General features: G+C 69.9%; 22 protein-coding genes. 12 read left to right on the top strand and 10 right to left on the bottom strand.

Translation table 11 applies throughout. The features are described from left to right. Positions 1 to 60: 60 nt before the first annotated feature. The 3 genes from ACIBL4_RS25325 to aspS all read right to left on the bottom strand — a co-directional run bounded on the left by ACIBL4_RS25325 (position 61) and on the right by aspS (position 4366). A complete protein-coding gene (locus ACIBL4_RS25325; protein ID WP_399413800.1) occupies positions 61 to 1404 on the bottom strand; it encodes an MFS transporter in 1344 nt (447 codons plus the stop codon). 170 nt (positions 1405 to 1574) lie between these two features. Beyond that, positions 1575 to 2474 (bottom strand): intradiol ring-cleavage dioxygenase, encoded by a 900-nt coding sequence (locus tag ACIBL4_RS25320; protein WP_399413798.1) that lies wholly within the window; start codon positions 2472 to 2474, stop codon positions 1575 to 1577. A gap of 128 nt (positions 2475 to 2602) precedes the next feature. Further along, positions 2603 to 4366: an aspartate--tRNA ligase gene (gene aspS, locus ACIBL4_RS25315; RefSeq protein WP_399413796.1), complete on the bottom strand. Its 1764-nt coding sequence runs from the start codon at positions 4364 to 4366 to the stop codon at positions 2603 to 2605. Between the two features lie 157 nt (positions 4367 to 4523). Between aspS and ACIBL4_RS25310 the strand changes: the two genes are divergently transcribed. Continuing rightward, positions 4524 to 6662, top strand: a complete 2139-nt coding sequence (locus ACIBL4_RS25310; protein WP_399413794.1) for a SpoIIE family protein phosphatase — start codon at positions 4524 to 4526, stop codon at positions 6660 to 6662. A 4-nt stretch (positions 6663 to 6666) separates the two neighbouring features. On the opposite strand, the gene ACIBL4_RS25305 is transcribed toward ACIBL4_RS25310, so the two are convergent. Next, positions 6667 to 7776 (bottom strand): AI-2E family transporter, encoded by a 1110-nt coding sequence (locus ACIBL4_RS25305; RefSeq protein ID WP_399413792.1) that lies wholly within the window; start codon positions 7774 to 7776, stop codon positions 6667 to 6669. Between the two features lie 200 nt (positions 7777 to 7976). Here ACIBL4_RS25305 and ACIBL4_RS25300 point away from each other — a divergent pair, with 200 nt between their 5' ends. Beyond that, a complete protein-coding gene (locus ACIBL4_RS25300) occupies positions 7977 to 9374 on the top strand; it encodes an FAD-binding oxidoreductase (RefSeq protein WP_399413790.1) in 1398 nt (465 codons plus the stop codon). Between the two features lie 108 nt (positions 9375 to 9482). On the opposite strand, the gene ACIBL4_RS25295 is transcribed toward ACIBL4_RS25300, so the two are convergent. Further along, complete coding sequence (locus tag ACIBL4_RS25295; protein ID WP_399413788.1) at positions 9483 to 10460, bottom strand: pirin family protein; 978 nt, start codon at positions 10458 to 10460, stop codon at positions 9483 to 9485. Between the two features lie 159 nt (positions 10461 to 10619). Further along, the gene (locus tag ACIBL4_RS25290; RefSeq protein WP_399413786.1) at positions 10620 to 10997 is read right to left on the bottom strand and encodes a hypothetical protein; all 378 of its coding nucleotides are present in this window, start codon (positions 10995 to 10997) and stop codon (positions 10620 to 10622) included. Between ACIBL4_RS25290 and ACIBL4_RS25285 the strand changes: the two genes are divergently transcribed. Together ACIBL4_RS25285 and ACIBL4_RS25280 are read left to right on the top strand one after the other, a co-directional pair. Further along, a complete protein-coding gene (locus tag ACIBL4_RS25285) occupies positions 10987 to 11178 on the top strand; it encodes a hypothetical protein (RefSeq protein WP_399413784.1) in 192 nt (63 codons plus the stop codon). The two genes, ACIBL4_RS25290 and ACIBL4_RS25285, sit on opposite strands and share 11 nt — an antisense overlap. Further along, a complete protein-coding gene (locus ACIBL4_RS25280) occupies positions 11112 to 11561 on the top strand; it encodes a TetR/AcrR family transcriptional regulator C-terminal domain-containing protein (protein ID WP_399414144.1) in 450 nt (149 codons plus the stop codon). Before ACIBL4_RS25285 ends, ACIBL4_RS25280 begins: the two co-directional genes overlap by 67 nt. Positions 11562 to 11597: 36 nt before the next feature. Here ACIBL4_RS25280 and ACIBL4_RS25275 read toward each other — a convergent pair whose 3' ends face one another. Then, positions 11598 to 12062: an SseB family protein gene (locus ACIBL4_RS25275; protein ID WP_086560757.1), complete on the bottom strand. Its 465-nt coding sequence runs from the start codon at positions 12060 to 12062 to the stop codon at positions 11598 to 11600. Between the two features lie 122 nt (positions 12063 to 12184). Between ACIBL4_RS25275 and ACIBL4_RS25270 the strand changes: the two genes are divergently transcribed. The 4 genes from ACIBL4_RS25270 (at position 12185) to ACIBL4_RS25255 (ending at position 16675) form a co-directional block, all read left to right on the top strand. Further along, positions 12185 to 13006, top strand: a complete 822-nt coding sequence (locus tag ACIBL4_RS25270; RefSeq protein ID WP_399413781.1) for an intradiol ring-cleavage dioxygenase — start codon at positions 12185 to 12187, stop codon at positions 13004 to 13006. Positions 13007 to 13140: 134 nt separating this feature from the next. Further along, positions 13141 to 14967 (top strand): acyl-CoA dehydrogenase, encoded by a 1827-nt coding sequence (locus tag ACIBL4_RS25265; RefSeq protein ID WP_399413779.1) that lies wholly within the window; start codon positions 13141 to 13143, stop codon positions 14965 to 14967. A gap of 74 nt (positions 14968 to 15041) precedes the next feature. Continuing rightward, positions 15042 to 16340: a M18 family aminopeptidase gene (locus tag ACIBL4_RS25260; RefSeq protein WP_399413777.1), complete on the top strand. Its 1299-nt coding sequence runs from the start codon at positions 15042 to 15044 to the stop codon at positions 16338 to 16340. 86 nt (positions 16341 to 16426) lie between these two features. After that, a complete protein-coding gene (locus ACIBL4_RS25255) occupies positions 16427 to 16675 on the top strand; it encodes a DUF6458 family protein (RefSeq protein ID WP_010032488.1) in 249 nt (82 codons plus the stop codon). Positions 16676 to 16687: 12 nt separating this feature from the next. Here the strand turns inward: ACIBL4_RS25255 and ACIBL4_RS25250 are convergent, their stop codons facing one another. Both ACIBL4_RS25250 and ACIBL4_RS25245 read right to left on the bottom strand, forming a co-directional pair. Beyond that, on the bottom strand, positions 16688 to 18505 hold the full coding sequence (locus ACIBL4_RS25250) for a thioredoxin-like domain-containing protein (RefSeq protein ID WP_399413775.1): 1818 nt from the start codon (positions 18503 to 18505) through the stop codon (positions 16688 to 16690). Further along, on the bottom strand, positions 18502 to 18927 hold the full coding sequence (locus ACIBL4_RS25245; RefSeq protein ID WP_399413773.1) for a cupin domain-containing protein: 426 nt from the start codon (positions 18925 to 18927) through the stop codon (positions 18502 to 18504). The genes ACIBL4_RS25250 and ACIBL4_RS25245 overlap by 4 nt, the downstream gene beginning before the upstream one ends. A gap of 52 nt (positions 18928 to 18979) precedes the next feature. Between ACIBL4_RS25245 and ACIBL4_RS25240 the strand changes: the two genes are divergently transcribed. Beyond that, positions 18980 to 19978, top strand: a complete 999-nt coding sequence (locus ACIBL4_RS25240) for a helix-turn-helix domain-containing protein (RefSeq protein WP_399413771.1) — start codon at positions 18980 to 18982, stop codon at positions 19976 to 19978. Continuing rightward, a complete protein-coding gene (locus ACIBL4_RS25235) occupies positions 19975 to 20466 on the top strand; it encodes an LURP-one-related family protein (protein WP_356927233.1) in 492 nt (163 codons plus the stop codon). Before ACIBL4_RS25240 ends, ACIBL4_RS25235 begins: the two co-directional genes overlap by 4 nt. 10 nt (positions 20467 to 20476) lie before the next feature. On the opposite strand, the gene ACIBL4_RS25230 is transcribed toward ACIBL4_RS25235, so the two are convergent. Then, positions 20477 to 21274 carry a carbon-nitrogen family hydrolase gene (locus tag ACIBL4_RS25230; RefSeq protein WP_399413768.1) on the bottom strand — a complete coding sequence of 266 codons (798 nt, stop codon included), beginning with the start codon at positions 21272 to 21274 and terminating at the stop codon, positions 20477 to 20479. Positions 21275 to 21466: 192 nt separating this feature from the next. On the opposite strand from ACIBL4_RS25230, the gene ACIBL4_RS25225 reads away from it, so the two are divergent. Then, complete coding sequence (locus tag ACIBL4_RS25225) at positions 21467 to 22291, top strand: maleylpyruvate isomerase family mycothiol-dependent enzyme (RefSeq protein WP_399413766.1); 825 nt, start codon at positions 21467 to 21469, stop codon at positions 22289 to 22291. A 49-nt stretch (positions 22292 to 22340) separates the two neighbouring features. Beyond that, on the top strand, positions 22341 to 25679 hold the full coding sequence (locus ACIBL4_RS25220; protein ID WP_399413764.1) for an AAA family ATPase: 3339 nt from the start codon (positions 22341 to 22343) through the stop codon (positions 25677 to 25679). Positions 25680 to 25688: the final 9 nt, after the last annotated feature.

The following is a 25688-nucleotide window of genomic DNA, read 5'->3' as shown; positions in this document are numbered from 1 at the left end:
GACGAGGCCGGGGCCCGCTCCCATGACAAGGAGCGGGCCCCGGTCCGGAGTCGGCTCGGGTCAGCTCACCGCCGTCTTCCCCGTCACCCCCGCACGATCCCCGGCGCCCGCCTGCGGCCCCCTGTGGGTGTGCCGTACGAACGCCACGCCCACCACCGCCAGGATCGACGCCGCCGACAGCGTGTACAGACCACCGTTCGTGCTGCCCGTCGTGTCCTTGAGGTAGCCGAAGAGGGTGGGGGACACGAAACCGCCCAGGTTTCCGATGGAGTTGACCAGTGCCAGGCCCGGCGCGGCGATCTTCAGGTCGAGGCCCGACTGGGCCATCGGCCAGAACAGCGTGGCCGCGCACTTGCCTCCGACCGCGGCGAGGGTGAGGGCGGCCAGGCCGAACCAGGGCGAACCGAGCGTGGCGAGGAACGTGCCGGTGGCCGACAGGACCAGGGCGATCGCCAGGTAGGGGCGACGGTCGGGGGCCCGGTCGGTGAAGTGGGCCATCGTGTACATCGCGATCACCGCGCAGATCCAGGGGATCGCCGACAGCAGGCCGACCTGGAAGGAGGACAGCCCTCCGATCTCCTCCACCAGGCTCGGCAGCCAGAACGTGATCGCGTAGCCGGTGAGCGCCATCGCGAAGAAGACCACGGTCAGGACGGCGACCTGGGGGTGGAAGATCAACTTCAGCCGCGACACCGACGGCGCCCGGTCACGGGCCTCCTTGTCCCGTGCCACCGCCTCGCTCAGCGCGTCCTTCTCCTCCTGCGTCAGCCACTTCGCGTCCTGGATCCGGGAGACGAGGAAGAACCCGGCGATGAAGCCGACCAGGATCGAGAAGGCACCCTCCAGGGCGAACATCCACCGCCAGCCCGCGACACCGCCCGCGCCGTGCAGCTCCAGCAGCGCGCCGGTGATCGGGCCGGTGACGATGTACGCCGTGGCCGATCCGCCCAGGAAGATCGCACTGGCCCGGCCGCGGCTGGAGTCCGGCAGCCACTGGGTGAAGTAGAGGAGTACGCCGGGGAAGAAGCCGGCCTCCGCGACACCGAGCAGGAAGCGCAGCCCGTAGAACATCCACACGTTGTGGATGAAGCACATCGCCACGATCACCGCACCCCAGGTGATCATGATCCGGGTCAGCCAGACCCGGGCCCCGAACCGCTCCAGGAGCATGTTGCTCGGCACCTCGAACAGGGCGTACCCGATGAAGAACAGGCCCGCGCCGAGCCCGTAGGCGGTGGCGCTCACCCCGACATCGGCGCGCAGTTCGTTCTGGACGAACCCCACGTTCGTCCGGTCCATCTGGTTGACCAGCAGCATCAGGACCAGGATCGGAAGCATGCGGCGCAGGAATTTGCCGACCGCACGCTGCTCGGCCTCGGGTGTGGCCGTTGCGACGTCTGACATCGTCGTCTCCCTCGATGTGCACGTACGTGAACAGCAGTCACATACGCGTTCTCGCAGGGACTTTATGGAGGCTTAACTTCCGGGTCAACGGGTTGAGCAGAAGTCCATGTTTGTGAATATGGGGCGGACGACCGCACACGTCCGCCCCACACACGTCCGTCAGACGTCCGTCAGCCTGTGGGATCGACCCCCATGGTGAGGCCGGCGACCACGCCCTTGGCGATGGCGTTCTTCCGGTACTGGAGCTTCAGCAGCCCTCCCTGGGTGCCGTTGCCCGGGTAGATGGTGTCCTCGTCGAGGGTCGTGCGGGTCGTGGTGTTGGTCGAGTAGGGCTCGACCTCGGCGGAGGCCAGCACGGCCTCCTCGTCGAAGAAGAGCTGACCGGTGTGGCAGGTCGTGCCGCCCTCGTAACCGGCGTCGGTCCAGGTGCCGTTCACATGCACCTTGGTGTGGATGTGCACGCAGCGGCCCTGGTACCAGCCGGGGAAGACCGTACGGAACTCGACGAACCCCCGCTTGTCCGTCCGCCAGGTGCCCCGCAGATAGCGCTCGTCGTCGGTGGGCTCCTGGTGCCCGCCGCCACCGCCACCGTCCGGGGGCGCACCCGTGGGCGTACCGGTCGGCGTACCCGAGGGCGGCGTGCCGCCCCCGCCGCCTCCGCCCCCGCCGCTGCCCATCGACTCGTACCCCGAGTAGACCCCCAGCGCGTTGCAGTGCCAGATGTCGACGGCGGCGTTCGCGAGGGGCTTGCAGGTCTCGGAGTCGATCACCTTGAGGCGCAGGGTGAGCGGGATGCCCTCCTGGTCCTCGGTGATGTCCCGGCGGAGCTTGTCCGCGTCGATGTAGTAGGGGCCCTCGGTGGTTTCGGAGGTCAGCTTGTAGCAGACCTCGCCCGCACTCCCGCTGGCCTTGGCCGGAGCGGCCTCCGTCCCCTCCCCGGCGAACGCGCCCGCCGCGAACGTACCGCCGACGCCCGCCGCCACCACCGCGCCGGCGCCCGCGGCGACGACCTTGCGGCGTGTCAGATCCCTTTTGTGTTTCGGCTCGTGGGCCGTTTCCTGTCCCGTCATGGGAAGGGAAGCTAGGGAGCCCGTCTGTCAGGAGCCTGGGTAAGAACTGAGCAAGAGCTGGGCAAGAGCCCCGGGTACGAAAGTGGCTCGGAACCGACGCCGGTTCCGAGCCACTCCCTCTGTGTCGCCTACTTCGGCTGCGGCTTGCGCACCGACAGGTGCAGCTCCTTCAGCCGTGCCTCCTCCAGCTCCGTCGGCGCGCCCATCATCAGGTCCTGGGCGTTGCCGTTGAGCGGGAAGGCGATGGTCTCGCGGATGTTGGGCTCGTCGGCGAGCAGCATCACGATGCGGTCGACGCCCGGGGCGATGCCGCCGTGCGGCGGGGCGCCGAAGCGGAAGGCGCGCAGCATGCCGGCGAACTTCTCCTCGACCGTCTCGCGGTCGTACCCGGCGATCTCGAAGGCCTTGAGCATGATCTCCGGCTCGTGGTTCCGGATCGCGCCGGAGGACAGCTCGACGCCGTTGCAGACGATGTCGTACTGCCAGCCGAGGATGTCCAGCGGGTCCTGGGTCTCCAGGGCCTCCAGACCGCCCTGCGGCATGGAGAAGGGGTTGTGCGAGAAGTCGATCGCGCCGGTCTCCTCGTCCCTCTCGTACATCGGGAAGTCGACGATCCAGCAGAAGCGGAAGACGTTCTCCTCGAAGTGCCCGGCACGCTTGGCGGCTTCCACCCGCACCGCGCCCATGATCTTGGAGACCTCGTCGAACTCGCCCGCGCCGAAGAACACCGCGTGACCGGCGGCCAGGGAGAGCCGCTTGGTGAGCTCCGCGACGTTGTCCTCCGTCAGGAACTTCGCGATCGGGCCCGACAGCGAACCGTCCTCGGCGACGCGGACCCAGGCCAGGCCCTTGGCGCCCTGCGAGACGGCGTAGTCGCCGAGCTGGTCGAAGAACTTGCGGGGCTGTGCGGAGACGTCCGGCACCGGCAGGGCGCGGACGTGCTTGCCGGCGAAGGCCTTGAACTCCGAGCCCTCGAAGATGTCGGTGATGTCGACGAGTTCGAGCTGGGCGCGCAGGTCGGGCTTGTCGGAGCCGTACTTCAGCATGGCCTCACGGAACGGGATCCGCGGGAACGGCGAGGTGACGTGACGGCCGCCGCCGAACTCCTCGAACAGCTCCGTCATCAGCTTCTCGACGGGCTGGAAGACGTCCTCCTGCTCGACGAAGCTCATCTCGATGTCGAGCTGGTAGAACTCGCCCGGCGAGCGGTCGGCGCGCGCGTCCTCGTCACGGAAGCAGGGCGCGATCTGGAAGTAGCGGTCGAACCCGGAGATCATCAGCAGCTGCTTGAACTGCTGGGGCGCCTGGGGGAGGGCGTAGAACTTGCCCGGGTGCAGGCGGGACGGGACGACGAAGTCGCGGGCGCCCTCGGGGGAGGTCGCGGACAGGATCGGTGTCGCCATCTCGTTGAAGCCGAGGGTCGTCATCTTGTGGCGGATCGCCGAGATGACCGCCGTGCGCAGCATGATGTTGCGGTGCATGCGCTCGCGGCGCAGGTCCAGGAAGCGGTACTCCAGGCGCCGCTCCTCGTTGACCCCGTCCTCGGTGTTGATCGTGAACGGCAGCGGGGCGGCCGCGCCGAGCAGCTCGACCTCGCCGACCTCGACCTCGATCTCACCGGTCGGCAGGTCGGGGTTGATGTTCTCGGCACCGCGGGAGACGACCTTGCCGTCGACCCGGACGGTCGATTCCTTGGAAAGCTTGTCGAGGGCCTCGTAGGCGGGGGTGCCGGGACGGGCCACGAGCTGCGTGATGCCGTAGTGGTCGCGCAGATCGATGAAGAGGATGCCGCCCAGGTCGCGCCGATTGTGCAGCCAGCCACTCAGCCGGACGTCGGTGCCGACGTCAGAGGAGCGGAGCTCGCCGCAGGTGTGGGACCTGTACCGATGCATCGTCGTTCATCCAGTCTTCGCTGATCGGGGTCTGTGTTTCACGTGAAACTGGTCCCCAGCGTACCGGCCAGGCGAAGATCGACTCTCCTCAGTTAACGATCGAGCACACTTCACTCTTCGGTGGCAGCGTTCGAGCGCGTCTTCTTAAAGTAGGTCAATGCGCACTGGCGAGCCCCTGCCCGCCGTGGGGGAGGCTCTCGCAGCCCTCGCGACCGGCCTCTGGCACTGGGACACCGCCACCGGGCTGGTCACGGTCGACGCCGAGGCGGCACGGTTGCTCGGGCTGCCCGCCGAGCAGGTCAGCCTCACGGAGGCCCAGGCCCGGTCCCGGCTGCACCCGGTCGACTGGAACGAGATCACCGGCGTGGTCCAGCTCGCCGTCGCCGAGGGCACCCTCGCCGAGGTACGGGTCAGGGTCATGGACGAGCAGGGCCGTATCGTCCGGGTCGTCCGCAGCCGCTCCAAGCCGTCCTTCGACCGGGCCCGCAAGGCGTACCGGCTGATCGGCACGCTCCAGGAGGTCACCGAGCCGACGCCGGGCACGCCGGCCGGGCGCAGCGCGGTCACCGGTGACTGGCGGCGCTCGCGGGAGGCGTTCCTGCTGGACGCGGGCCGGGCGCTGGCCGAGGCCCGCTCCACGCAGGAGGTCCTGCGGGTCACGGCCAATCTGTCGATGCCCGGGTTCTCGCCGGACGGGCTGGCGGTGTTCGGTGTGGAGGGCGACCGGCTGACGATCATCGGGCACCACGGGCAGCAGCAGGGCGACGACAGCCCGTTCTCCGACATGGCGCTGGACACGGACTACCCGGCCGCCGAGGTGGTGCGCACCGGCCGCGCGGTGTACCTGTCCTCCCCCGAGCAGTACAAGGCCCGCTACCCGCTGACCTGGCCGCTCGCCCAGCGCTTCGGCCGCCGGTCCTGGGCGTTCCTGCCGCTGACCGTGGCCGGCCGCACGATGGGCGCGTGGATGGCGGCCTTCACCTATCCGGTCGCCTTCACCCCGGACGAGCGGTCCGTGCTGGCCACCGTGGCGCGAATGCTGGCCCAGGCGCTGACCCGGGCGGGCGTGGCCGAGAGCGAGCGGGCGCTGACCGACGGGCTCCAGCGCACGATGCTGCCGAGGCTCGGCCCGCAGCGCATCCCGGGCATGAGCGTCGCCGCCCGCTACGTCCCCACCGGCGGCGGTCTCCAGGTCGGTGGCGACTGGTACGACGTGATACCGCTACCGAGCGGACGGTTCGCGCTGGTCATCGGTGACGTGCAGGGGCATGACGTGCGGGCGGCGGGCCTGATGGGCCAGCTCCGCATCGCCCTGCGCGCCTACGCCTCCGAGGGGCACCGGCCCGACGCCGTCCTCTCCCGCGCCTCCCGTTTCCTGCACGGCATCAGCGACGAGGACCCCACCGACCCGCGCTTCGCGACCTGTGTGTACGTCGAGGTCGATCCGGCGAACGGCGTGCTGGACATCGCCCGGGCCGGGCATCCGGACCCGGCGATCCGGATGTCCGACGGCACGGTGCTGACGCGGCCGACGTCGGGGGGCCTGCCGCTGGGCATCGACCCGGACGCCGACTACCCCACGACCCGGCTCGCCCTGGAGTCCGGCGAGACCATGCTGATCTGCACGGACGGCCTGATCGAGACCGGCGGCCACGACCTGGACTCCGGCTGGCGGCGGCTGCGCGACATCCTGGAGGACCACAAGGGTGATCTGGAGGAACTCGCCGACACCCTGGTGCAGGCCGTGCACGGGCCGTCGTCGCACCACACCACCGGCCCGCTGATAGACCGCCGTGAGGACGACATCGCGCTGCTGCTGCTGAGCCGGGAGGACGAAGGGTGCGGCTGCGGCGACACCGTGCTCGTGCGTGCCCCCGTGCGGCGCACGATGCTGACGGTCGCACAGGCCGAGCCGGAGCGGGTCGCGGTGGCCCGGCAGCAGCTGCGCGAGCTGCTGCACGACTGGACCTCCCCCGACCAGCTCGACTCGGCGGTGCTGCTGCTGTCCGAGCTGCTGACGAACGTCCTCGTGCACACCGACTCCGACGCGCTGCTCGTCGCCGAGATCACCGGCGCGGTGGGTGAGCGGCGGCTGCGGATCGAGGTCACCGACACCGGCGACGATCTGCCGCACAAGCGCAGACCCGGGGAGCTGGCGTCCTCCGGCCGCGGCTTGGTGCTGATGGAACTCCTCGCGCACGCCTGGGGGGTTGATCCGCGCGGCGAGGGCAAGAGCATCTGGTTCGAGCTCTACGAGTCCGTGGACGGCTCGGGCGACGGCTCCTGGTCGCCGTAGCGGGTCACGGCGTCCCGGACGCCGACGGCTCCTGGTCGCCGTAGCGGCTGCGGAGTTCCTGCAGGACGCCGAAGGCGGCCGCGGTGAGCGGTACGGCGAGCAGCATGCCGAGCACTCCGGCGACCGACGCCCCGGCCGTGATCGCCACCATCACCACCGCCGGGTGCATCTGCACGGTCCGGCTCTGGATCAACGGCTGGAGCACGTGCCCTTCCAGCACCTGCACCGCGAGCACCACGCCGAGCACCCACAGCGCGATGGCGAACCCCCGGTCGGCGAGCGCGACCAGCACGGCCACGGCTCCCGAGATGAAGGCTCCGAGGTAGGGGATGTAGGCCCCGACGAAGACCAGCGCCCCCAGCCCGGCCGCCCCGGGCACGTCGAGGACGAGCAGTCCGACGGTGATGCAGAGCGCGTCGATGAGCGCGATGAAGGTGGTGCCGCGCATGAAGCCCTCGACGGCGTGGAAGGCCCGCCGTGCCATGGCCTCCAGGGTGTCGGCCGAGCCACGCGGGGACAGGGCCCGCAGCGTGCCGGCTGCCTTGTCGGAGTCGCGCAGGAAGAAGAAGACGAGCAGCAGCGCGAGCACGGCCATGGCGATGGTCTCGCCGACGACGCTGACCCCGCTGATCACGCCGGAGGCGGCGGATCCGCCGAACTTGCCGAGCAGTTCACGGGCGTTGGAGGCCAGGTCGTCCAGCGAGGTCCCGGCCGCCCCGAAGTGGTCGGAGATGTCCCGCGCGGCGTCCTTGAGCGAGGCGACGATCTCGTCGCCCGTGTCGATGAGCGCGGCGACCACGATGTACACGGCCCCGCCGACCACGGCGACGACGGCGACACAGGTGAGCCCGGCCGCGACCGACCGCTGCACCCCGGCCTTCACCAGCCGCCGGTGCAACGGCCCGAGCAGCGCGGTCCCGAGCAGCGCGAGCAGCACGGGCACGACCGCGGTCCGGAACTCGTCGCACAGCCGGATCCCGACGTAGACGACTCCGGACACGAGCAGCAGCAGCCCACACCAGGCGGCGAGCCGCCGGAGGGGCTCGGGGAGGAGCGGCCCGGGTCCGAGAGCGGGTGGTTCGGGTCCGGAAGCGGGTGGTTCGGAGTCCTGCACCCCTCCACCCGACCATTCCCGGGGCGGGCCGTCCCGTCGGGAAGCCCGCCCGGGTGACGGAGCGTCAGCGCTGCTGTCCCGGTTACCAGCTCACATTCACGTCGCTCGTCACCCGTAAGGACGAGTCCGAACTGCGTCGGGGGTCGCGGCCTGGTCGGCTGGTACGGGTGCCGTTCGCTGCCGACCCAAGAAGGAGCGCCATGCCTCCGCTCGAAGTAACCACGAGGACGGGCGAACGAGCCGTGCTCGAGGAATCAGTCGCTCGGGGACTGGCGGAGAGCCTGCGCGGAGAACTGCTCCTCCCCGGTGATGACCCCTACGACCAGGCCCGAAGGGTCTGGAACGGCATGATCGACCACCGGCCCGCGCTGATCGCCCGCTGCGCCGGGAGCACCGATGTCGCAGCGGCCGTGGCCTTCGCACGGGAACACGATCTGCTGGTTTCCGTGCGTGGCGGCGGCCACAACATCGCGGGCAAAGCGGTGTGCGTGGGCGGCCTGATGATCGATCTCTCACCGATGCGCCGCGTCGCGGTCGACACCGGCAACCGGACAGCCCGGGTGGAAGGTGGTGCCACGCTGGGCGAACTGGACAGTGCCACACAGGTGTCGGGCCTGGCCACGACCACGGGCGTCGTCACTCATACCGGCGTCGCCGGCCTCACGCTCGGCGGCGGCGTGGGCCGGCTCGCCCGGACCTACGGCCTCGCCTGCGACAACCTGCTGTCCGTCGACGTCATCACCGCCGATGGCAGTTCTCGGACAGCCAGCACCACGGTGAATCCCGATCTCTTCTGGGGCATGCGGGGGGCCGGCGCGAATTTCGGGGTCGCGACCTCCTTCGAGTTCACGCTCCACCCGGTGGGTCCGGAGGTGCTCGGAGGTGTCGTCGTCCATCCCCTGGCGCGGGCGCGGGAAGCCCTCGGTTTCTACTACGAGTACTCACGATCGGCCCCGGACGAGCTGAGCGCTGACGCCTTCTTCCTGACCTCACCCGACGGTGACCCGGTATTCGCCATCTCCGTCTGCTACGCCGGACCGATGGAGCAGGGCGAGCGCGTGCTGGAGCCGCTCCGGCGTTTCGGCCCGCCCGTCGCCGACCAGGTGGGGCCGGTTCCGTACACGCAGCTGCAGGCCGCCGGCGACCCCTTCTTCCCGATCGGCCTGAATTACTACTGGAAGTCCCACTTCCTGGAGGAGATCCCGGAGGACGCGATCGAGGCCACCGTGGACCACTTCTCCCGTGTTCCCTCGCCCAGGTCCCTCATCGTCTTCCAGCAGTACGGCGGCGCCGTCAGCCGCATCCCGCCCGCGGAAACGGCCTTCCACCACCGGAACGCGCAATACGACACCTTCGCCGCGTCGGTATGGACGGATCCGCAGGAACGCGACGTGCAGAGGGAATGGGCACGGCAGTGGTGGGACAAGATGAGCCGCTTCTCCGTCGGGGCCGAGTATGTGAACAACCTCGGAGAGGAAGGCGAGGACCGGGTACGGGCCGCCTACGGCGACAACTACGACCGCCTGGTCGCCCTCAAGAACGAGTACGACCCCGACAATTTCTTCCGGCTCAACGCGAACATCCGCCCGGGTGGCTGAGCATCGGCTGCTTCACGGGTGCGCGCCCCTCCGGCTCTGCCCGGGCACACGGACAGCCCCGTCCATGCTGCGGACGGGGCTGTCTCGTTACAGGAGCCGACGCCGGCGTCAGTCCTGCGGTCCGCTCGCGGTCATGCCGTGTACCGCCGGGACCGTCCCCAGCCTGCCCTTCTGGAAGTCCTCGAAGGCCTGCATGAGTTCGTCCTTGGTGTTCATCACGAACGGGCCGTAGTGGGCCATCGGCTCGCGGATCGGCTGCCCGCCGAGCAGGACGACCTCCAGGTCCGGCGTGTGGGAGTCCTGCTTCTCGTCCGCGCGGACGGTCAGCGAGGAACCGGCGCCGAAGACGGCGGTCTGACCCATGTGGACCGGGCGCCGCTCCGTGCCCACGCTGCCGCGCCCGGCCAGGACGTACGCCAGGCCGTTGAAGTCCTCGCGCCACGGCAGGGTGAGCTCCGCACCCGGGGCGAGGGTCGCGTGGATCATCGTGATCGGGGTGTGGGTGATGCCAGGACCCGCGTGCCCGTCCAGCTCACCGGCGATGACCCGCAGCAGCGCGCCGCCGTCGGGGGTGCTGAGCAGCTGGACCGAGCCGCCGCGGATGTCCTGGTAGCGCGGGGCCATCATCTTGTCCTTGGCCGGGAGGTTCACCCACAGCTGGAGACCGTGGAAGAGCCCGCCGGACATGACGAGATGCTCCGGTGGCGCCTCGATGTGCAGCAGACCCGAGCCCGCGGTCATCCACTGGGTGTCCCCGTTGGTGATGGTGCCGCCACCGCCGTTGGAGTCCTGGTGGTCGAAGATCCCGTCGATGATGTACGTGACGGTCTCGAAGCCGCGGTGCGGGTGCCACGGCGTGCCCTTGGGCTCGCCCGGCGCGTACTCCACCTCGCCCATCTGGTCCATCATGATGAACGGGTCGAGATGGCGGTAGTTGATCCCCGCGAACGCCCGGCGCACCGGGAAGCCCTCACCCTCGAAGCCGCTCGGGGCGGTCGTGACGGCGAGCACGGGACGTGCCACGGCGTCGGCAGGCGCGGTCACGCGGGGCAGCGTCAGCGGGTTCTCGACGGTCACAGCAGGCATGTCGGTTCCTCCTCGTGTACGCCCAGTTTAGTTGAGCGTTGAACTTCCTGCCACCCCCAACGGAGAAAACCGGGTGAGCATTCCCGGGCGACGGCGCAGCGACCACGGGACAAGGGCATGACGAAAGACCGGCTCCCCGGATGGGGGCGCCGGTCTTTCTCACGGACCGCGCCAGGCGACGAGCTCCGGCTCCTCGCTCCCGGCCGGAGCGGGCTCGGCCTTGCGGTCCCGCATCACCACCGTGGCCACGACCGCCGCGGCCAGGACACCGATCGCGCTGATCGTGAAGGTCGTCGACATCGAGGCCGTGAACGCCTCCCGGGCCGTCCGCACCAGACCCCAGTCGCCGCCCGAGACCGCCAGAGCCCCGCCGATGGACTCCCTGGCCTGTCCGGGAGCGCCGGCCGGCATCTCGGCCGTGTAGCCACCGGAGAGCAGCGAGCCGAGGATCGCGATGCCGAGGGCGGTGCCGGACTGCTGGACGGTGTCGTTGAGGGCCGAGCCGACGCCCGCCTTCTCCTCCGGGATGGTGCTCATCAGGGCGGCGACCGCGGCCGGCATCCGGCACGTCGCCACGAAGGACGAGCTGATGGAACTCGCGGTGGACGAGGTCGCCGCCGAGATCCACGTCCCGCCGGCCGACAGCCCTGACTGGCGCGCGGCGGTGACCGAGGCCGCGGAGTCCTTCGTACGACGGCCCTACGGCACCCCTGGCTGACCCTGGTCCTGGGCCAGGCCGGGCTCGCCTATCTCGGGCCCAACTACATGAGCTTCTCCGAGCGCCTCGCGGCCCTGTTCACCGCGGCGGGGTTCCCCGAACCGAGCCGTGCGATCGAGACCGTCTTCTCGTACGTCATGGGCATGAGCAACGCGGAGGCCGCCTGGCTCACCACGGTCGCCCGGTCCGGTCAGACCGAGGCGGACTTCATCGCCCGCCTCATGCCCGCTGCCCAGCGGGCCGCGGCCGACCACACCCACCTGGCCATTCCGCACGCGGAGGTCGAGGAAGCCACCACCGACCCCGTCGCCCTGCGCGACATGAAATTCGCCTACGGCCTGGAAGTCGTCCTGGACGGCCAGGCGCTGCGCCTGCCGAAGTGAGGGCACAGGTCCTGGCCGTCTGCGAAGCAATGGCGTCTAGCCATACATCCGGCGCATCGCGAACTCGACCATCTGCTCGACGGCCTTCGCGTCGAACACCATGCGGTGTTCGCCCTCCATGTCCAGCACGAAGCCGTAGCCGGTCGGCAGCAGGTCCAGGACCTCGGCGCCGGTGATCACGAAGTACTTGGACTCCTTGCCCGCGTACCGGCGCAGCTCCTTGAGCGTGCTGAACATCGGGATCACCGGCTGCTGGGTGTTGTGCAGGGCGAGGAAACCCGGGTTGTCACCGCGCGGGCAGTAGACCTTCGACGTCGCGAAGACCTGCTGGAAGTCCTCGGCGGACATCTGCCCGGTCGTGAACGCGCGCACCGCGTCCGTCAGGGAGGGCGGGGACGGCTCGGGGTACAGCGGCGGCTGCTGTCCGTACCCGCCGGACATCGGCTGCTGCGGAGGGGCGTACTGCCCTTGCGGGCCCGCTGTCTGGTCGTAGCCGTACATGAGCGCAAGAGTACCGAGCGCGGCCGGGCGATCGGGCCGGTACGGCAGGCCCGGAAAACCGACAGCGAGTTGACAGCGCCGGCTCTGTGGATCGCCGCGCCCGGCGCTCGTAGCGTCGGACCATGACCGGACCCCATGACGAAGGCCCGCACGAGCACGACAGGGGCCTGTCCTATGACCTGCCCGTCCTCGCCCGCCGCCGGATGATCCGGCTGATGGCGGGCGCGAGCCTGATTCCGCTGGTGGGCTGCACGGCGGACGACACGACCACGGCGTCCTCCTCCCCGTCGGCCTCCTCCGCTTCGGCCGCCGGGTGCGCGGAGATCCCCGAGGAGACGGCCGGGCCCTTCCCCGGTGACGGCTCGAACGGCGTGAACGTGCTGAAGGAGAGCGGGGTCGTCCGCGGCGACATCACGCGGAGCTTCGGTGACTCCGCCGGCGGCACCGCCCGGGGCGTCCCCCTGACGATCACGCTGACGGTGGTGGACGCGGCCTCCGGCTGCGGTACACCGAAGCAGGGCGCCGCCGTCTACGTCTGGCACTGCGACCGGGACGGCGCCTACTCCCTGTACTCCGAGGGCGTCACCGAGGAGAACTACCTGCGCGGCGTCCAGGAGACGGACGACAAGGGGCAGGTCACGTTCACCAGCATCTTCCCCGGCTGCTACCCGGGCCGCTGGCCGCACGTCCACTTCGAGGTCTACGGCAGCCTCGCCGACGCCACCGCGGCCACGTCGATCACGAACACCTCGCAGCTCGCCTTCCCGAAGGCCGCCTGCGACGCGGTGTACGCCACGGACGGCTACGGCGAGAGCGTGCGGAACCTGAGCGGCCTCTCCCTGGAGGACGACGGCATCTTCAGCGACGGCCACGAGCGGCAGCTGGCGGCGATGAAGGGCAGTACGGGCGACGGCTACGCCGCGGCCCTGACCGTTCCGGTGTGACCTGTCACAGATGACCGGAAGGGGTTGCGCCTTATTACTGGCGGGTAGCATCATCGTAGCTACTTGTTGGTACGTGAACTAGCGCGAGGAGCCAGTGCCTCGCCGATCTCTCTAGGGAGCCGGGAGCCGTCGCCATGGGGCACTACAAGTCGAATCTCCGCGACATCGAGTTCAACCTCTTCGAAGTACTCGGGCGCGACAAGGTGTACGGCACCGGCCCGTTCGAGGAGATGGACGTCGAGACCGCGAAGAGCATCCTGGAGGAGCTGACCCGCCTCTCGGAGAACGAGCTGGCCGAGTCCTTCGCCGACGCCGACCGCAACCCGCCGGTCTTCGACCCGGAGACCAACACCGCGCCGGTCCCGGCCTCCTTCAAGAAGAGCTACCAGGCCTTCATGGACTCCGAGTACTGGCGTCTCGGCCTGCCCGAGGAGATCGGCGGCACCACCGCGCCCCGCTCCCTGATCTGGGCGTACGCCGAACTCATCCTGGGCGCCAACCCGGCCGTGTGGATGTACTCCTCGGGCCCCGCCTTCGCCGGCATCCTCTTCGAGGAGGGCAACGAGGTCCAGAAGCACATAGCCAAGATCGCCACGGAGAAGCAGTGGGGCTCCACGATGGTGCTCACCGAGCCCGACGCGGGCTCCGACGTGGGCGCCGGCCGCACCAAGGCCGTGCAGCAGGAGGACGGCTCCTGGCACATCGAGGGCGTGAAGCGCTTCATCACCTCCGGTGAGCACGACATGTCGGAGAACATCCTCCACTACGTGCTCGCGCGTCCCGAGGGCGCCGGCCCGGGCACCAAGGGCCTGTCCCTCTTCCTCGTCCCGAAGTACCTCTTCGACTTCGAGACCGGCGAGCTGGGCGAGCGCAACGGCGTCTACGCCACGAACGTCGAGCACAAGATGGGCCTGAAGGCCTCCAACACGTGCGAGATGACCTTCGGCGACCAGCACCCCGCCAAGGGCTGGCTGATCGGCGACAAGCACGACGGCATCCGCCAGATGTTCCGCATCATCGAGTTCGCCCGCATGATGGTCGGCACGAAGGCGATCTCCACGCTGTCCACGGGCTACCTGAACGCGCTGGAGTACGCCAAGGAGCGCGTCCAGGGTCCCGACCTCGCGAACTTCATGGACAAGACCGCGCCCAAGGTCACCATCACCCACCACCCGGACGTGCGCCGCTCGCTGATGACGCAGAAGGCGTACGCGGAGGGCATGCGCGCCCTGGTGATGTACACCGCCTCGATCCAGGACGCCATCCAGATCAAGGAGGCCGCCGGCGAGGACGCCGCCACCGAGCACGCGCTGAACGACCTGCTCCTGCCGATCGTCAAGGGCTACGGCTCCGAGAAGGGCTACGAGCAGCTCGCCCAGTCGCTGCAGACCTTCGGCGGCTCCGGCTTCCTGCAGGAGTACCCGATCGAGCAGTACATCCGGGACTCCAAGATCGACACCCTCTACGAGGGCACCACGGCGATCCAGGGCCAGGACTTCTTCTTCCGGAAGATCGTCCGCAACCAGGGCGCCGCGCTGAACTCCCTCGCCGAGGACATCAAGAAGTTCCTGGCCCTCGGCACGGGCGGCGAGGAACTGGCCGGGGCCCGCGAGCACCTCGCCAAGGCCGCGGTCGAGCTGGAGGCCATCGTCGGCCTGATGCTCACCGACCTCGCGGCCACCGAGCAGGACGTCAAGAACATCTACAAGGTCGGGCTGAACACCACCCGCCTGCTGATGGCCTCCGGTGACGTCGTCGTCGGCTACCTGCTGCTCAAGGGCGCCGCGATCGCCGCCGAGAAGCTGGAGACCGCCTCCGCCAAGGACAAGGCCTTCTACACGGGCAAGATCGCCGCGGCCAAGTTCTTCGCCGCCAACGTCCTGCCGGGCGTCACCCTGGCCCGCAAGGTCGCCGAGGGCGTCGAGCTGGACCTGATGGAACTGGACGAGGCCGCGTTCTGATCCTCACGTCCTCCGTTCGAGGGCCTGTTCCCTTCCCAGGGGAACGGGCCCTCGTCCGTCGTTAAGGTGAACCCATGAGCGAACCAGCCCGCTTCGACCGCGGCCACACCGACGACCTCATGACCTTCCTGGCGGCGAGCCCGTCGCCGTACCACGCCGTGGCCACAGCCGCCGAACGGCTGGAGAAGGCAGGCTTCAGGCAGGTCGCGGAGACGGACGCCTGGGACGGGACGAAGGGCGGCAAGTACGTGCTGCGCGGCGGTGCGATCGTCGCCTGGTACGTGCCGGAGGGCGCCGCGCCGCACACGCCGTTCCGGATCGTCGGCGCCCACACCGACTCCCCCAACCTGCGCGTCAAGCCGCTCCCCGACAGCGGGGCGCACGGCTGGCGCCAGGTGGCCGTGGAGATCTACGGCGGGCCGCTGCTCAACTCCTGGCTGGACCGCGACCTGGGCCTCGCGGGCCGGCTGACCCTGCGTGACGGCTCGACGCGCCTGGTCAACGTCGACCGCCCGCTGCTGCGCGTCCCGCAACTCGCCATCCACCTGGACCGCTCGGTGACGGCGGACGGCCTCAAGCTCGACAAGCAGCGGCACATGCAGCCGGTCTGGGGCCTGGGCAACGACGTGCGCGACGGCGACCTGATCGCCTTCCTCGAGGAGAACGCCGGCATCCCGGCCGGCGAGGTCACCGGCTGGGACCTGATGACGCACTCCGTGGAACCGCCCGCCTATCTGGGCCGCGACCGCGAACTGCTGGCCGGCCCCCGCATGGACAACCTGCTGTCGGTGCACGCCGGCACGGCGGCCCTCGCGGCCGTGGCCTCCGGCGCCTCCCAGCCGGCGTCCATCCCCGTCCTGGCCGCCTTCGACCACGAGGAGAACGGCTCCCAGTCGGACACGGGCGCGGACGGACCGCTGCTCGGCAACGTGCTGGAACGCTCGGTGTTCGCGCGCGGCGGCTCCTACGAGGACCGGGCCCGCGCCTTCGCCGGCACGGTCTGCCTGTCCTCCGACACGGGCCACGCCGTCCACCCCAACTACGCGGAGCGGCACGACCCGACGCACCACCCGCGCGTCAACGGCGGCCCCATCCTCAAGGTCAACGTCAACAACCGCTACGCCACGGACGGTTCGGGCCGCGCGGAGTTCACGGCGGCCTGCGAGGCGGCCGACGTGCCCTTCCAGTCCTTCGTCTCCAACAACTCCATGCCCTGCGGCACCACGATCGGCCCGATCACCGCCGCCCGGCACGGCATCAGGACCGTCGACATCGGCGTGGCCATCCTGTCGATGCACAGCGCGCGCGAACTGTGCGGCGCCGACGACCCGTTCCTGCTCGCGAACGCGTTGACGGCGTTCCTCGAGAGGTAGAACAGGCCGTCACCGCATGGGTGTTCCCCTCGGGGGTACCCGGTGTGCGGACCGGAACGACCGGACCGTACAGGGAGGCGACACTCATGGGCCTCGGCGGATGCATCATCCTCATCGCCGTGGGAGCCATCCTCACGTTCGCGACCGACTGGGACATGCAGGGGGTCAATCTCGACCTCGTCGGCATCATCCTGATGATCGTCGGACTGATCGGCGTCACGACGTTCAGCAGCATCGCCAGGCGGCGGCGCGTGGTGGTGCCGCCCACGACGCCGGTCGTGGACGACGGACGGCACCACACGCGCGACGGCTACAGCGACGGGTACGGGGTGTGACCCCCGCCCGTATCACGTGTCCATCCCGGCCAGCACCAGGGGAAGCCGGTCCGTCCCGGCCTCGGTGAGGCGGACGGGGATGCCCCAGTCCTGCTGGTGGACGTGACACGCCGGGTACTCGTTGCCGGCGTCGTCGTCGCAGGAGGCTGCCGTCGCGGAGACGTGCAGCACACCCTCCGGCACCGAGGGGTCGAGTTCGAGGGCGCGGGAGAGGTCACTCCCCGCGCCCTCGCCGCTGCGCAGCAGCTCCGGCGGGGTGGAGGAGACCAGCAGGCGCGTGGAGGGGCCGTACCGGGTGTCGAGCTTCTGGCCCGCCGGGGCCTGGAAGATCACGTCCAACCGGAGCCGCCCCGGGGTGACTTCGGTCGCCTCGCGCTGCGTGCGGTGGGCGACCTCGGGCACCTTCACCGCCTCCTCCGGCAGCCGCAGCCTGGTCAGCCGGTGCCGGGCCGACTCCACGACCACGATGTCATCGCCGGCGAGCACCGCGTCGCTGGGCTCGCGCAGGTCCGTGGCCAGGGTGGTGACCTCGCCGGTCGCGGGGTCGTAGCGGCGCAGGGCGTGGTTGTAGGTGTCGCTGACCGCGACCGAGCCGTCCGGCAGGGCCGTGACGCCCAGCGGGTGCTGGAGCAGGGCCTGTCCGGCCGGGCCGTCCCGGTGGCCGAAGTCGAACAGGCCGGTGCCGACGATGGTGTGGACGGAGCCGTCCGGGTCCACCCAGCGCAGGGCGGACGTCTCGGAGTCGGCGAGCCAGAGGCGCTCGGGCGTGGCGGCGAGGCCGGAGGGCTGCGCGAACCAGGCCTCGGTCCCCGGGCCGTCCACCAGCCCCTCGTTCGCCGTCCCGGCCTCGACCGCGACCGTGCCCTCGACCGGGTCGTACGTCCACAGCTGGTGGACGCCGGCCATGGCGATCCAGACCTTGCCCTGCCAGAGGGCGACATCCCAGGGGGAGGACAGGTCGACCTCGCGGGCGGGACCGGAGGTGGGTGAGCCCTGCCACCACTGCCTGCCCGTACCGGCGAGGGTCGTGACGTCACCGGTGGTGACGTCCAGCCGTCGCAGGGCGTGGTTGACGGTGTCGGCGACGACCACGGATCCGTCGTCGAGCAGGGCGAGCCCCTGCGGCTCGTTGAAGGCGGCCGTGTCCGACGGTCCGTCGGCGAACCCGCGCGTGCCGGAACCGATCCGCCGGACGACCGACTCCCCGTCCTGCGCCAGCTCCACGAGCTGATGCCGGGTCGTGTCGCTCACCAGGAAGTTCCCGGACGGCAGCAGCAGCGCCTTGCCCGGGAACCGCAGCACCGTCGGCTCCGGCTCCGGCGGCACGTACGGTCCGTCCCCCCGTCGCAGCGTCCCCTTGGCCTCGTGCTCGGCCTCCAGCTCCGCCACCAGCCGCTCGATGGCGTGCACATGTCCCTCACCGGCGTGCTGGGCGACGACGTACCCCTCGGGGTCGATCACGACGAGCGTCGGCCAGGCCCGCACGGCGTACTGCTTCCACGTGGCCAGCTCCGGGTCGTCGAGCACCGGGTGCTCCACCCCGTACCGCTCGACGGCGTCCACCACCGCCTGGTGCTCCGCCTCGTGCACGAACTTCGGCGAGTGCACCCCGATCACCACGACCGTGTCCCGGTGCTTCTCCTCCAGCTCGCGCAGCTCGTCCAGGACATGCAGGCAGTTGATGCAGCAGAACGTCCAGAAATCCAGGACGACGATGCGTCCTCGCAGGTCGGCGAGGGTGTACTGCTGCCCGCCCGTGTTCAGCCAGCCGCCCTTGCCGGTCAGCTCGGGGGCGCGGACACGGGCACGTCGGGGTGCGGAGTCGTTCATGCGTCCAGGGTGTCATCCGGCACTGACAGCCGGTCCAGGGCGTGGCCGGTGGTGGCGTCCACGTGCCCGGGCACGTCGTCGTGGCGGTCGCCGACCGTGAGGGTGCCGGTCGGTTCGAACATCAGGATCGCCGTCGGCACGGGGGCGTACGGCTTGTGCTCGGTACCGCGCGGGACGGTGAAGACGCTGCCCCTGGGCAGGACGACCGTGCGCTCGCCGGCCGGCTCGCGCAGGCCGATGTGGAGTTCGCCGTCGAGGACGAGGAAGAACTCGTCGGTGTGGTCGTGGACGTGCCAGACGTGCTCGCCCTCGATCTTCGCGACGCGGACGTCGTAGTCGTTGACGGCGGTGACGATGCGCGGGCTCCACTGCTCGGAGAAGGAGGCCAGCGCGTGGGCGAGGGAGACGGGTTCCTGGGTCATGAGGTGATCTTCAGGGGTGCCGTGGGTCTCGCACGAGTGCTAGAAATCGCACATGCCGCAAGGATCCTCGCACCGCCCGCACCAGGTCGCCGTGATCGTCGACGAGGGCACCAACCCCTTCGAGGTCGGGGTGGCCACCGAACTGTTCGGGCTGCCCCGGCCCGAGCTGGGGCTGCCGGGGCCGTTGTACGAGGTGACGCTGTGCGCGTCCGCGCCGGAGATCCGGATGAACCACGGCTTCTTCACGCTCACCGGCGTCCGGGGCCTGGACGCCGTGGACCGGGCGGACACGCTGGTCGTGCCCGGCCGGCCGGACAACGTCGTACCGCGCGGCCCTGCCGTGCTCGACGCCATCCGGCGCGCACACGCGCGTGGCGCCCGGGTCATGAGCTTCTGCACCGGCACCTTCGCGCTCGCCGAGGCCGGACTGCTGAACGGACGCCGGGCGGCGACCCACTGGCGCTGGGCCGACTCCTTCCGCCGCCTGCACCCGAAGGTGCTGCTGGAGCCGGACGTGCTGTTCGTGGACGAGGGCGACCTCCTCACCGCCGCCGGCAGTGCGGCCGCACTCGATCTCGGCCTGTACGTCTGGCGCCGTGACCACGGCGCCGAGATCGCCAACCACGTCTCCCGGCGGCTGGTGTTCGCGTCACACCGGGACGGCGGGCAGCGGCAGTTCGTCGAGCGGCCGGTCCCGGACGTACGGGACGAGTCCCTGGCACCCCTGCTGGAATGGGCGCAGGAGCGGCTGGGCGAGCCGCTGACGGTGGCGGACCTGGCCGCACGCGCGCGTGTCAGCCCCGCCACCCTCCACCGGCGCTTCCGCGCCCAGCTCGGGACGACACCGCTCGCGTGGCTGACCGGTGAGCGCGTGGCGCTGGCCTGCCGGCTGATCGAGCGGGGCGAGGAACGCCTGGACGTCGTGGCGGCCCGCAGCGGGCTCGGCACGGCCGCCAACCTGCGCAACCGGCTGCGGCGGGTGACCGGGCTCAGCCCGTCGGCCTATCGGCGGCGTTTCGGCAGCGGCGCCGGGGAAGCCCTGGTGTCATGAGATTCCTCGTGTACGACCGGCTCCTCGGCTTCGGCGACGACTACTGGATCGAGGACGACCGCGGCTCCAAGGTGTTCCTCGTCGACGGCAAGGCCCTGCGCCTGCGGGACACCTGGGAGCTGAAGGACACCCAGGGGCGCGTCCTCGTCGACATCCACCAGAAGATGCTCGCCCTGCGCGACACGATGGTGCTCCAGCGGGGCGGCGAGCCGCTGGCGACGATCCGCCGCAAACGGCTCTCCCTGCTGCGCAACCACTACCGCGTGTCCCTGGCTGACGGCAGCGAGCTGGACGTCAGCGGCAAGATCCTCGACCGGGAGTTCGCCGTCGAGTACGACGGGGAACTGCTGGCGGTGGTCTCCCGGCGGTGGCTGACCGTACGGGACACCTACGGTGTGGACGTCGTCCGCGAGGACGCGGATCCGGCGCTGCTGATCGCGGTGGCCGTGTGTGTGATCCACCTGGCGGAGAAGGAACGGGAGGGCTGAGGGCGCGCCCTCAGGGCCTGCGGGGAGGCTGGAGCCCCAGCACCCGGTCCTTCAGCGCCGGGAACTGCTCACGGGTGGTGGCGACCTTCCCGGGGTCGAACTCCACCGTCAGGACCTCCTCGCCGGCGCCCGCCTCGGCCAGCACCTCGCCCCACGGGTCGACCACGATCGAGTGACCGGCCTGGGGAACTCCGGCGTGCGTCCCGGCCGTTCCACACGCGACGACGAACGACTGGTTCTCGACCGCCCGCGCCTGAGCCAGCAGCGTCCAGTGGGACCGGCGGCGCTCCGGCCAGCCCGCCGGGACCACGAGCGTCTCGGCACCGGCGTCGACGAGACCGCGGAAGAGCTCGGGGAAACGGAGGTCGTAACAGGTGCCGAGGCCCAGGGTGGTCGCCGGCAGACGAACCGTCACCAGCTCGGCACCCGCGCCCATCAGCACGGCCTCGCCCTTGTCGAAGCCGAAGCGGTGAATCTTGCGGTAAACGGCGGCGAGGTCGCCGGAGGGGGAGAAGACGAGGGAGGTGTTGTAGAGGGGACCGTCCGGATCACGCTCGGGAATGGACCCGGCGTGCAGCCACGCGCCGGCGTCGCTCGCGGCCTTCGCCATCGCCTCGTACGTCGGCCCTTCGAGCGGCTCGGCCTCCTGCCCGAACTCCTCGTAGGCGAAGGCACCCGTGGTCCACAACTCCGGCAGAACGACGAGATCGGCCCCGGCCTGATCCCGGACCATCGAGGCCGCCCGCCGACGGCGTGATTCGACCGATTCGCCCTCGTCTACGGCGATCTGGATCACAGAGGCGCGCACACTACCACCGTCCTGGCATTCGGCCCGTCCAACAAGGGGTTCCCCACGGGCCTACGATCGTCACACGAAAGCACTGCCGGGGTGCCTCACAGCAGCGTAACTTAGCTGCCAAGACACCCACCGACAGCCGCCACCTCCCACTGGCAACCGCCACCACCTGCCCGTGCACCGACCGCCGAGGGGTCCCGTTCCGTGAGTCTGCATCCCACCCTCCAGCCCTACGCCGACGCCTGGACCCACTCCATCGAAGCGATATCCGAGCTGCTCCAGCCGCTCGCGGAGGCCGAGTGGAACCGGCGGACGCCGTGCCCCGGGTGGTCGGTGCGGGACGTGGTCTCCCATGTCATCGGCCTGGACTGCGAGATGCTGGGCGACCCGCGCCCCATCCACACGCTGCCGCGCGACCTGTTCCACGTGACGAACGACCACCAGCGCTACATGGAGATGCAGGTCGACGTCCGCCGTCACCACACGGCGCCGGAGATGACCTCCGAGCTGGAGTACGTGATCATCCGCCGCAACCGCCAGCTGCGCAACGACTCGCGCGACCCGGGCACGAAGGTCCGCGGCCCGCTCGGCACGGAGCTGACCCTCGAGGAGTCCATGCGCCGGCACGCCTTCGACGTGTGGGTGCACGAGCAGGACCTGCGCACGGCTCTCGGCCGGCCCGGCAACCTCGACTCCCCCGGCGCGCATGTCGCCCGCGACGTGCTGCTCGGCGAACTCCCGCGCGTGGTCGCCGAGGACGCGCAGGCACCGCGCAGCTCGGCCGTCGTCTTCGACGTCCACGGCCCCATCGAGTTCCTGCGCACGATCCGCGTCGACATCCAGGGCCGCGGCACTCTCGAAACGGCCCCCGCCCTCGGCCCCGCCGCCACCCTCACCCTCGACTGGGAGACATACGTCCGCCTGGCCTGCGGCCGCGTGACACCGGAGTCGGTGACGGACAGGTTGAAGACGGAGGGCGACCCGGAACTGACGGCGGCGATCCTGCACAACTTCACGGTGACGCGTTAGGCAGCTGCTGCGGCAGCCATGCGCGGGGTCGGGAGTGCTCGGAGGGGCGATGGACGACATGAGGGCACTGCTGCTCGGGGTCGGCCGCTTCGCATCGCCTCTGCAGCCGGGGGAAGAACCGCCACCCGGTGCGGGAAGCTGGGATCCCCTCGAATTCGTCGGTGAGGTGCTGCCATCGGTCACCCGGTCCCTGCGTCAGCTCGGATACCAGGCCGACTGCCACAGAAACCCCGACGTCCGGGCCATGCGCGACGCCGTCGAGACTTCTCTCGGCGTGTGCCGGGTGGTCTACGCCGTCACTCACGGGGCCACGGACGGACTGGGTGATCCGACGAGAGTCGACGCCGTACCGTCCTGTTCCACGATCGGTATGGGCACCAACGTCAGTGAATGGGTGTCCACGGCGCAGACGATGCGCTACCCGACTCTCTTTCTCCTGGATCTGTGCCGCTCCGGACGTTCCGCCCGCCTTCCCTTCCTCCTGCAGCATGCCGGCCGCGACACCTATGCATGGGTGATCGCGGCAGCGGCGTCGGACGAGGAGGCGTACGACGGCCGATTCAGCCTGGCGACTGCCGAGGTCCTCGACGAACTCGCGCGGACGGGGCTGGGCACGAGTACGACCCGCCCTTACGTCGCGTTCTCCGTGGTGGCCCGGCGTATCCGTCAGCGAGTCGAGGCGATGCCGGGAATCCCGCAGACCGTGGTTGCCACACCGCTCGATCAAGGTCTGGACGATCCGCTCCTCCCGTTCTTCCCGAACCCGAACTATCGGGAGGACCCTCTGCAGGCGGCAAAGGAAAGCGTTGCCGCGGCGATCCGCCCCTTCATGGACGACCTTCTGGACCAGGGCGCCCCGGACACGGAGCATTTCGTGGACCGTGCGGGAACGCACTTCGCCGGACGCCGCCCACAGTTGCGGAAGCTGGCGGGCTGGCTCGACGACGAGACGTCGCACGGTCTGGCGGTCGTCACAGGCAGCCCAGGCGTCGGGAAGTCGGCTCTCCTGGGCGCGGTCGTATGCAGCGCGCACCCTCGACTGGCCGAAGTCATTCCGTATGTCCGCATGCGCCTGCAGGCTCAGGAACCGGACGGTTGCCCTTCCGTCGTCTCGCACATGGCTGCCGTGCACGCCCGCCAGCGCCGCCTCAGGGAGGTCATCGCCTCCATCGCCGATCAGCTCAGACTCAGTGAACCACCCCACGGCTGGAATGCGGACGCGCTCATCAGTGCGCTTTCGAAACTCGGCGAAAGACCGGTGATCGTGCTCGACGCCTTGGACGAGGCAGTGGATTCCGCATCGCTCGCCAAGGACCTACTGCTGAAGCTCGCCACAGCCAAGTACGGGCCGAAACACCCCCGCAAAGGCCAGCCCATCTGCTGGCTTCTCATCGGGATGCGGCCGTGGTCCAACCTGCGTGATCTCTACGATCTGGCTGCTTCACACAACGGACTCATCGATCTCGGCGCGGTGGGCAGCGCTGAACTGCAGGCCGACTTGACTGCTCACCTGGCCAGCAGATTCGCCGACTTACCGGCATACCGGCCCAGGACGGCTCGTTCGGTACGCGACAAGCTCGCCTCTGTTGTCGCTGCTCGTCTGATTCGGGAAACCGCCGACGCACCCTTCGGTGCCTTCCTCGTAGCCACGATCTTCGCTCGCTCCCTGGAGAAGCTGCCGGTCGCGAAGACCGAACAAGAGGCATCACGCCTGGCCAACTCGGTACCCACAGACCTTCCAGGTCTCCTGGAACTGGATCTGGCCTCGCGCGCCGACCCCGGCGCGATGCGTGCCGTACTCACGGCGTTGGCACACGCTCAGGGGGACGGCATGCCCGTGGAGGTCGCCTCCGTGCTGGTACCCCTCTTCCACCGAGGACCCGTGGAGGGACTCCAGAAGCTGGTGAGCGAGTGCCGGTTCTACACGCGGACGACGGTCGACTCGGACGGTACCTCCCTGTACCGCCTCTTCCATCAAGGGCTTGCCGACTACCTGTGCGGTGCCTCAGAGCCCGGATCCGCCGAGGCCCGGTGCTCAGACGCGTCGGCCATCATCGACCGCCTGCTGAACAGCGGCTTGGTGGGGAGCGACGCGCTGACCGGTTCGCGTTCGTGGGCCACCGCCGGCCCCTATGTGTTGCGACACGTCCTCAGCCACGCGGCAACGGCTGACGGCGAGATCGTGAAGGCGCTGCTGGAAGACACGGATTTCCTGATCCACGCGGACCCGGACCAGGTACTTCCCTATGTCCTCGGCGGAACTGCGAGAGGCATGACCGCCATCTATGCGGACGCCTTCGCAGGGAGGCGCCCCAGTACTCCTGAAGCTCGTCGCTTCCTTCTGACCATGACGGTGGCGCAGGGCGGTGACGCCACAGTCCTGCGGTCCTTGCGATCCGCCATGGGCAAGGAGTCCTGGCAGCCCTACCGGGTCGCACCCCTGCCCCCGAGCGGGACCGTCCGGTCGCTGATCGCGACAGCGCAGGACGGTGATGTCGTGGCGCTGATCGCCGACATCGACAACTGCGTCGCCCTGTGGCAAGTCAATGGAACGCGCAGGCGGCCCTGGCCGTTGGAGCGGCGGTCCGAAACGGTACGGGCATTGGCGTCCACCCACATCGACGGCCGTTGTGTCGTCGTGAGTGGCGGGTTCGCGGGTCGGCTCGACGTCTGGGACCTCGAACCCACCGAGGAGGCGGCCCGCGTGATCTCGGTCGCGGCTCCGGTCCGCAAGCTCGCCTGCGCCCAGGTGGGCGGCCGCCACGTCGTCGTGGCCGGCGGTGTTGACGGCAGCGTCCACATCAACTGGCTGGATTCAGGAGCACCCATTGCTTGGATCACCGGTGCTCATCCAGGTCCCGTGGCCGCCCTGGCCTGTACAACGGCGGAAGGAGAACCTGTCGCGGTGTCCGCAGGACGCGATGGCGTCATCAAGTCCTGGCACCTTGTCAGCGGTCTCCCCTTCGCGCCTCCCCTCGACAATGGTGCGCCGGTGGGCGCGCTCGCCTGTGCCCGGTCGGGCAGCCATCCCCTCATCGTCGGCGGCCTTGACGGATCCATACGATTCTGGAGCATCGCCGACCGCAGCAGTGTGCTCGGTGAGGGGCATGCCCACGCCGTGCGGGCGGCCGCGAGCACCGATTTCGGGGGGAGTGCCGTAGCGATCACCGGAAGCAGTGACGGCGACATGCGCGTGTGGGACGTCGACCGCTGGTCGCCGGTCACCCGGCTGTCCCTCCCAGGCACGATCAAAGCCTTGGATGCCGTTGCCGACACGATCCTGGTGGGCCTCAGCCGGGAGGTGATCGCGCTGAGGAGACAGGGTCCGCGCGGTAATGCCCTTCGGTGGCGTAACTGGGGCTGGGACGGCCCGCAACAGCGGGCGTGAGGAGTTTCG

Origin of the sequence: Streptomyces sp. NPDC050416 (assembly GCF_044458845.1) — a bacterium.
Taxonomy (GTDB): domain Bacteria; phylum Actinomycetota; class Actinomycetes; order Streptomycetales; family Streptomycetaceae; genus Streptomyces.
The sequence above is the reverse complement of the archived record's forward strand: the minus strand, read 5'-3'. Positions and strand labels throughout refer to the sequence as shown.

Bases quoted from the DNA above. Each gene is read 5' to 3' on its own strand.
- ACIBL4_RS25325 (WP_399413800.1), bottom strand. From the start codon at position 1,404: ATGTCAGACGTCGCAACGGCCACACCCGAGGCCGAGCAGCGTGCGGTC.
- ACIBL4_RS25320 (WP_399413798.1), bottom strand. From the start codon at position 2,474: ATGACGGGACAGGAAACGGCCCACGAGCCGAAACACAAAAGGGATCTG.
- aspS (WP_399413796.1), bottom strand. From the start codon at position 4,366: ATGCATCGGTACAGGTCCCACACCTGCGGCGAGCTCCGCTCCTCTGAC.
- ACIBL4_RS25310 (WP_399413794.1), top strand. From the start codon at position 4,524: ATGCGCACTGGCGAGCCCCTGCCCGCCGTGGGGGAGGCTCTCGCAGCC.
- ACIBL4_RS25300 (WP_399413790.1), top strand. From the start codon at position 7,977: ATGCCTCCGCTCGAAGTAACCACGAGGACGGGCGAACGAGCCGTGCTC.
- ACIBL4_RS25295 (WP_399413788.1), bottom strand. From the start codon at position 10,460: ATGCCTGCTGTGACCGTCGAGAACCCGCTGACGCTGCCCCGCGTGACC.
- ACIBL4_RS25285 (WP_399413784.1), top strand. From the start codon at position 10,987: ATGGTGCTCATCAGGGCGGCGACCGCGGCCGGCATCCGGCACGTCGCC.
- ACIBL4_RS25290 (WP_399413786.1), bottom strand. From the start codon at position 10,997: ATGAGCACCATCCCGGAGGAGAAGGCGGGCGTCGGCTCGGCCCTCAAC.
- ACIBL4_RS25275 (WP_086560757.1), bottom strand. From the start codon at position 12,062: ATGTACGGCTACGACCAGACAGCGGGCCCGCAAGGGCAGTACGCCCCT.
- ACIBL4_RS25270 (WP_399413781.1), top strand. From the start codon at position 12,185: ATGACCGGACCCCATGACGAAGGCCCGCACGAGCACGACAGGGGCCTG.
- ACIBL4_RS25265 (WP_399413779.1), top strand. From the start codon at position 13,141: ATGGGGCACTACAAGTCGAATCTCCGCGACATCGAGTTCAACCTCTTC.
- ACIBL4_RS25260 (WP_399413777.1), top strand. From the start codon at position 15,042: ATGAGCGAACCAGCCCGCTTCGACCGCGGCCACACCGACGACCTCATG.
- ACIBL4_RS25255 (WP_010032488.1), top strand. From the start codon at position 16,427: ATGGGCCTCGGCGGATGCATCATCCTCATCGCCGTGGGAGCCATCCTC.
- ACIBL4_RS25250 (WP_399413775.1), bottom strand. From the start codon at position 18,505: ATGAACGACTCCGCACCCCGACGTGCCCGTGTCCGCGCCCCCGAGCTG.
- ACIBL4_RS25245 (WP_399413773.1), bottom strand. From the start codon at position 18,927: ATGACCCAGGAACCCGTCTCCCTCGCCCACGCGCTGGCCTCCTTCTCC.
- ACIBL4_RS25240 (WP_399413771.1), top strand. From the start codon at position 18,980: ATGCCGCAAGGATCCTCGCACCGCCCGCACCAGGTCGCCGTGATCGTC.
- ACIBL4_RS25235 (WP_356927233.1), top strand. From the start codon at position 19,975: ATGAGATTCCTCGTGTACGACCGGCTCCTCGGCTTCGGCGACGACTAC.
- ACIBL4_RS25220 (WP_399413764.1), top strand. From the start codon at position 22,341: ATGGACGACATGAGGGCACTGCTGCTCGGGGTCGGCCGCTTCGCATCG.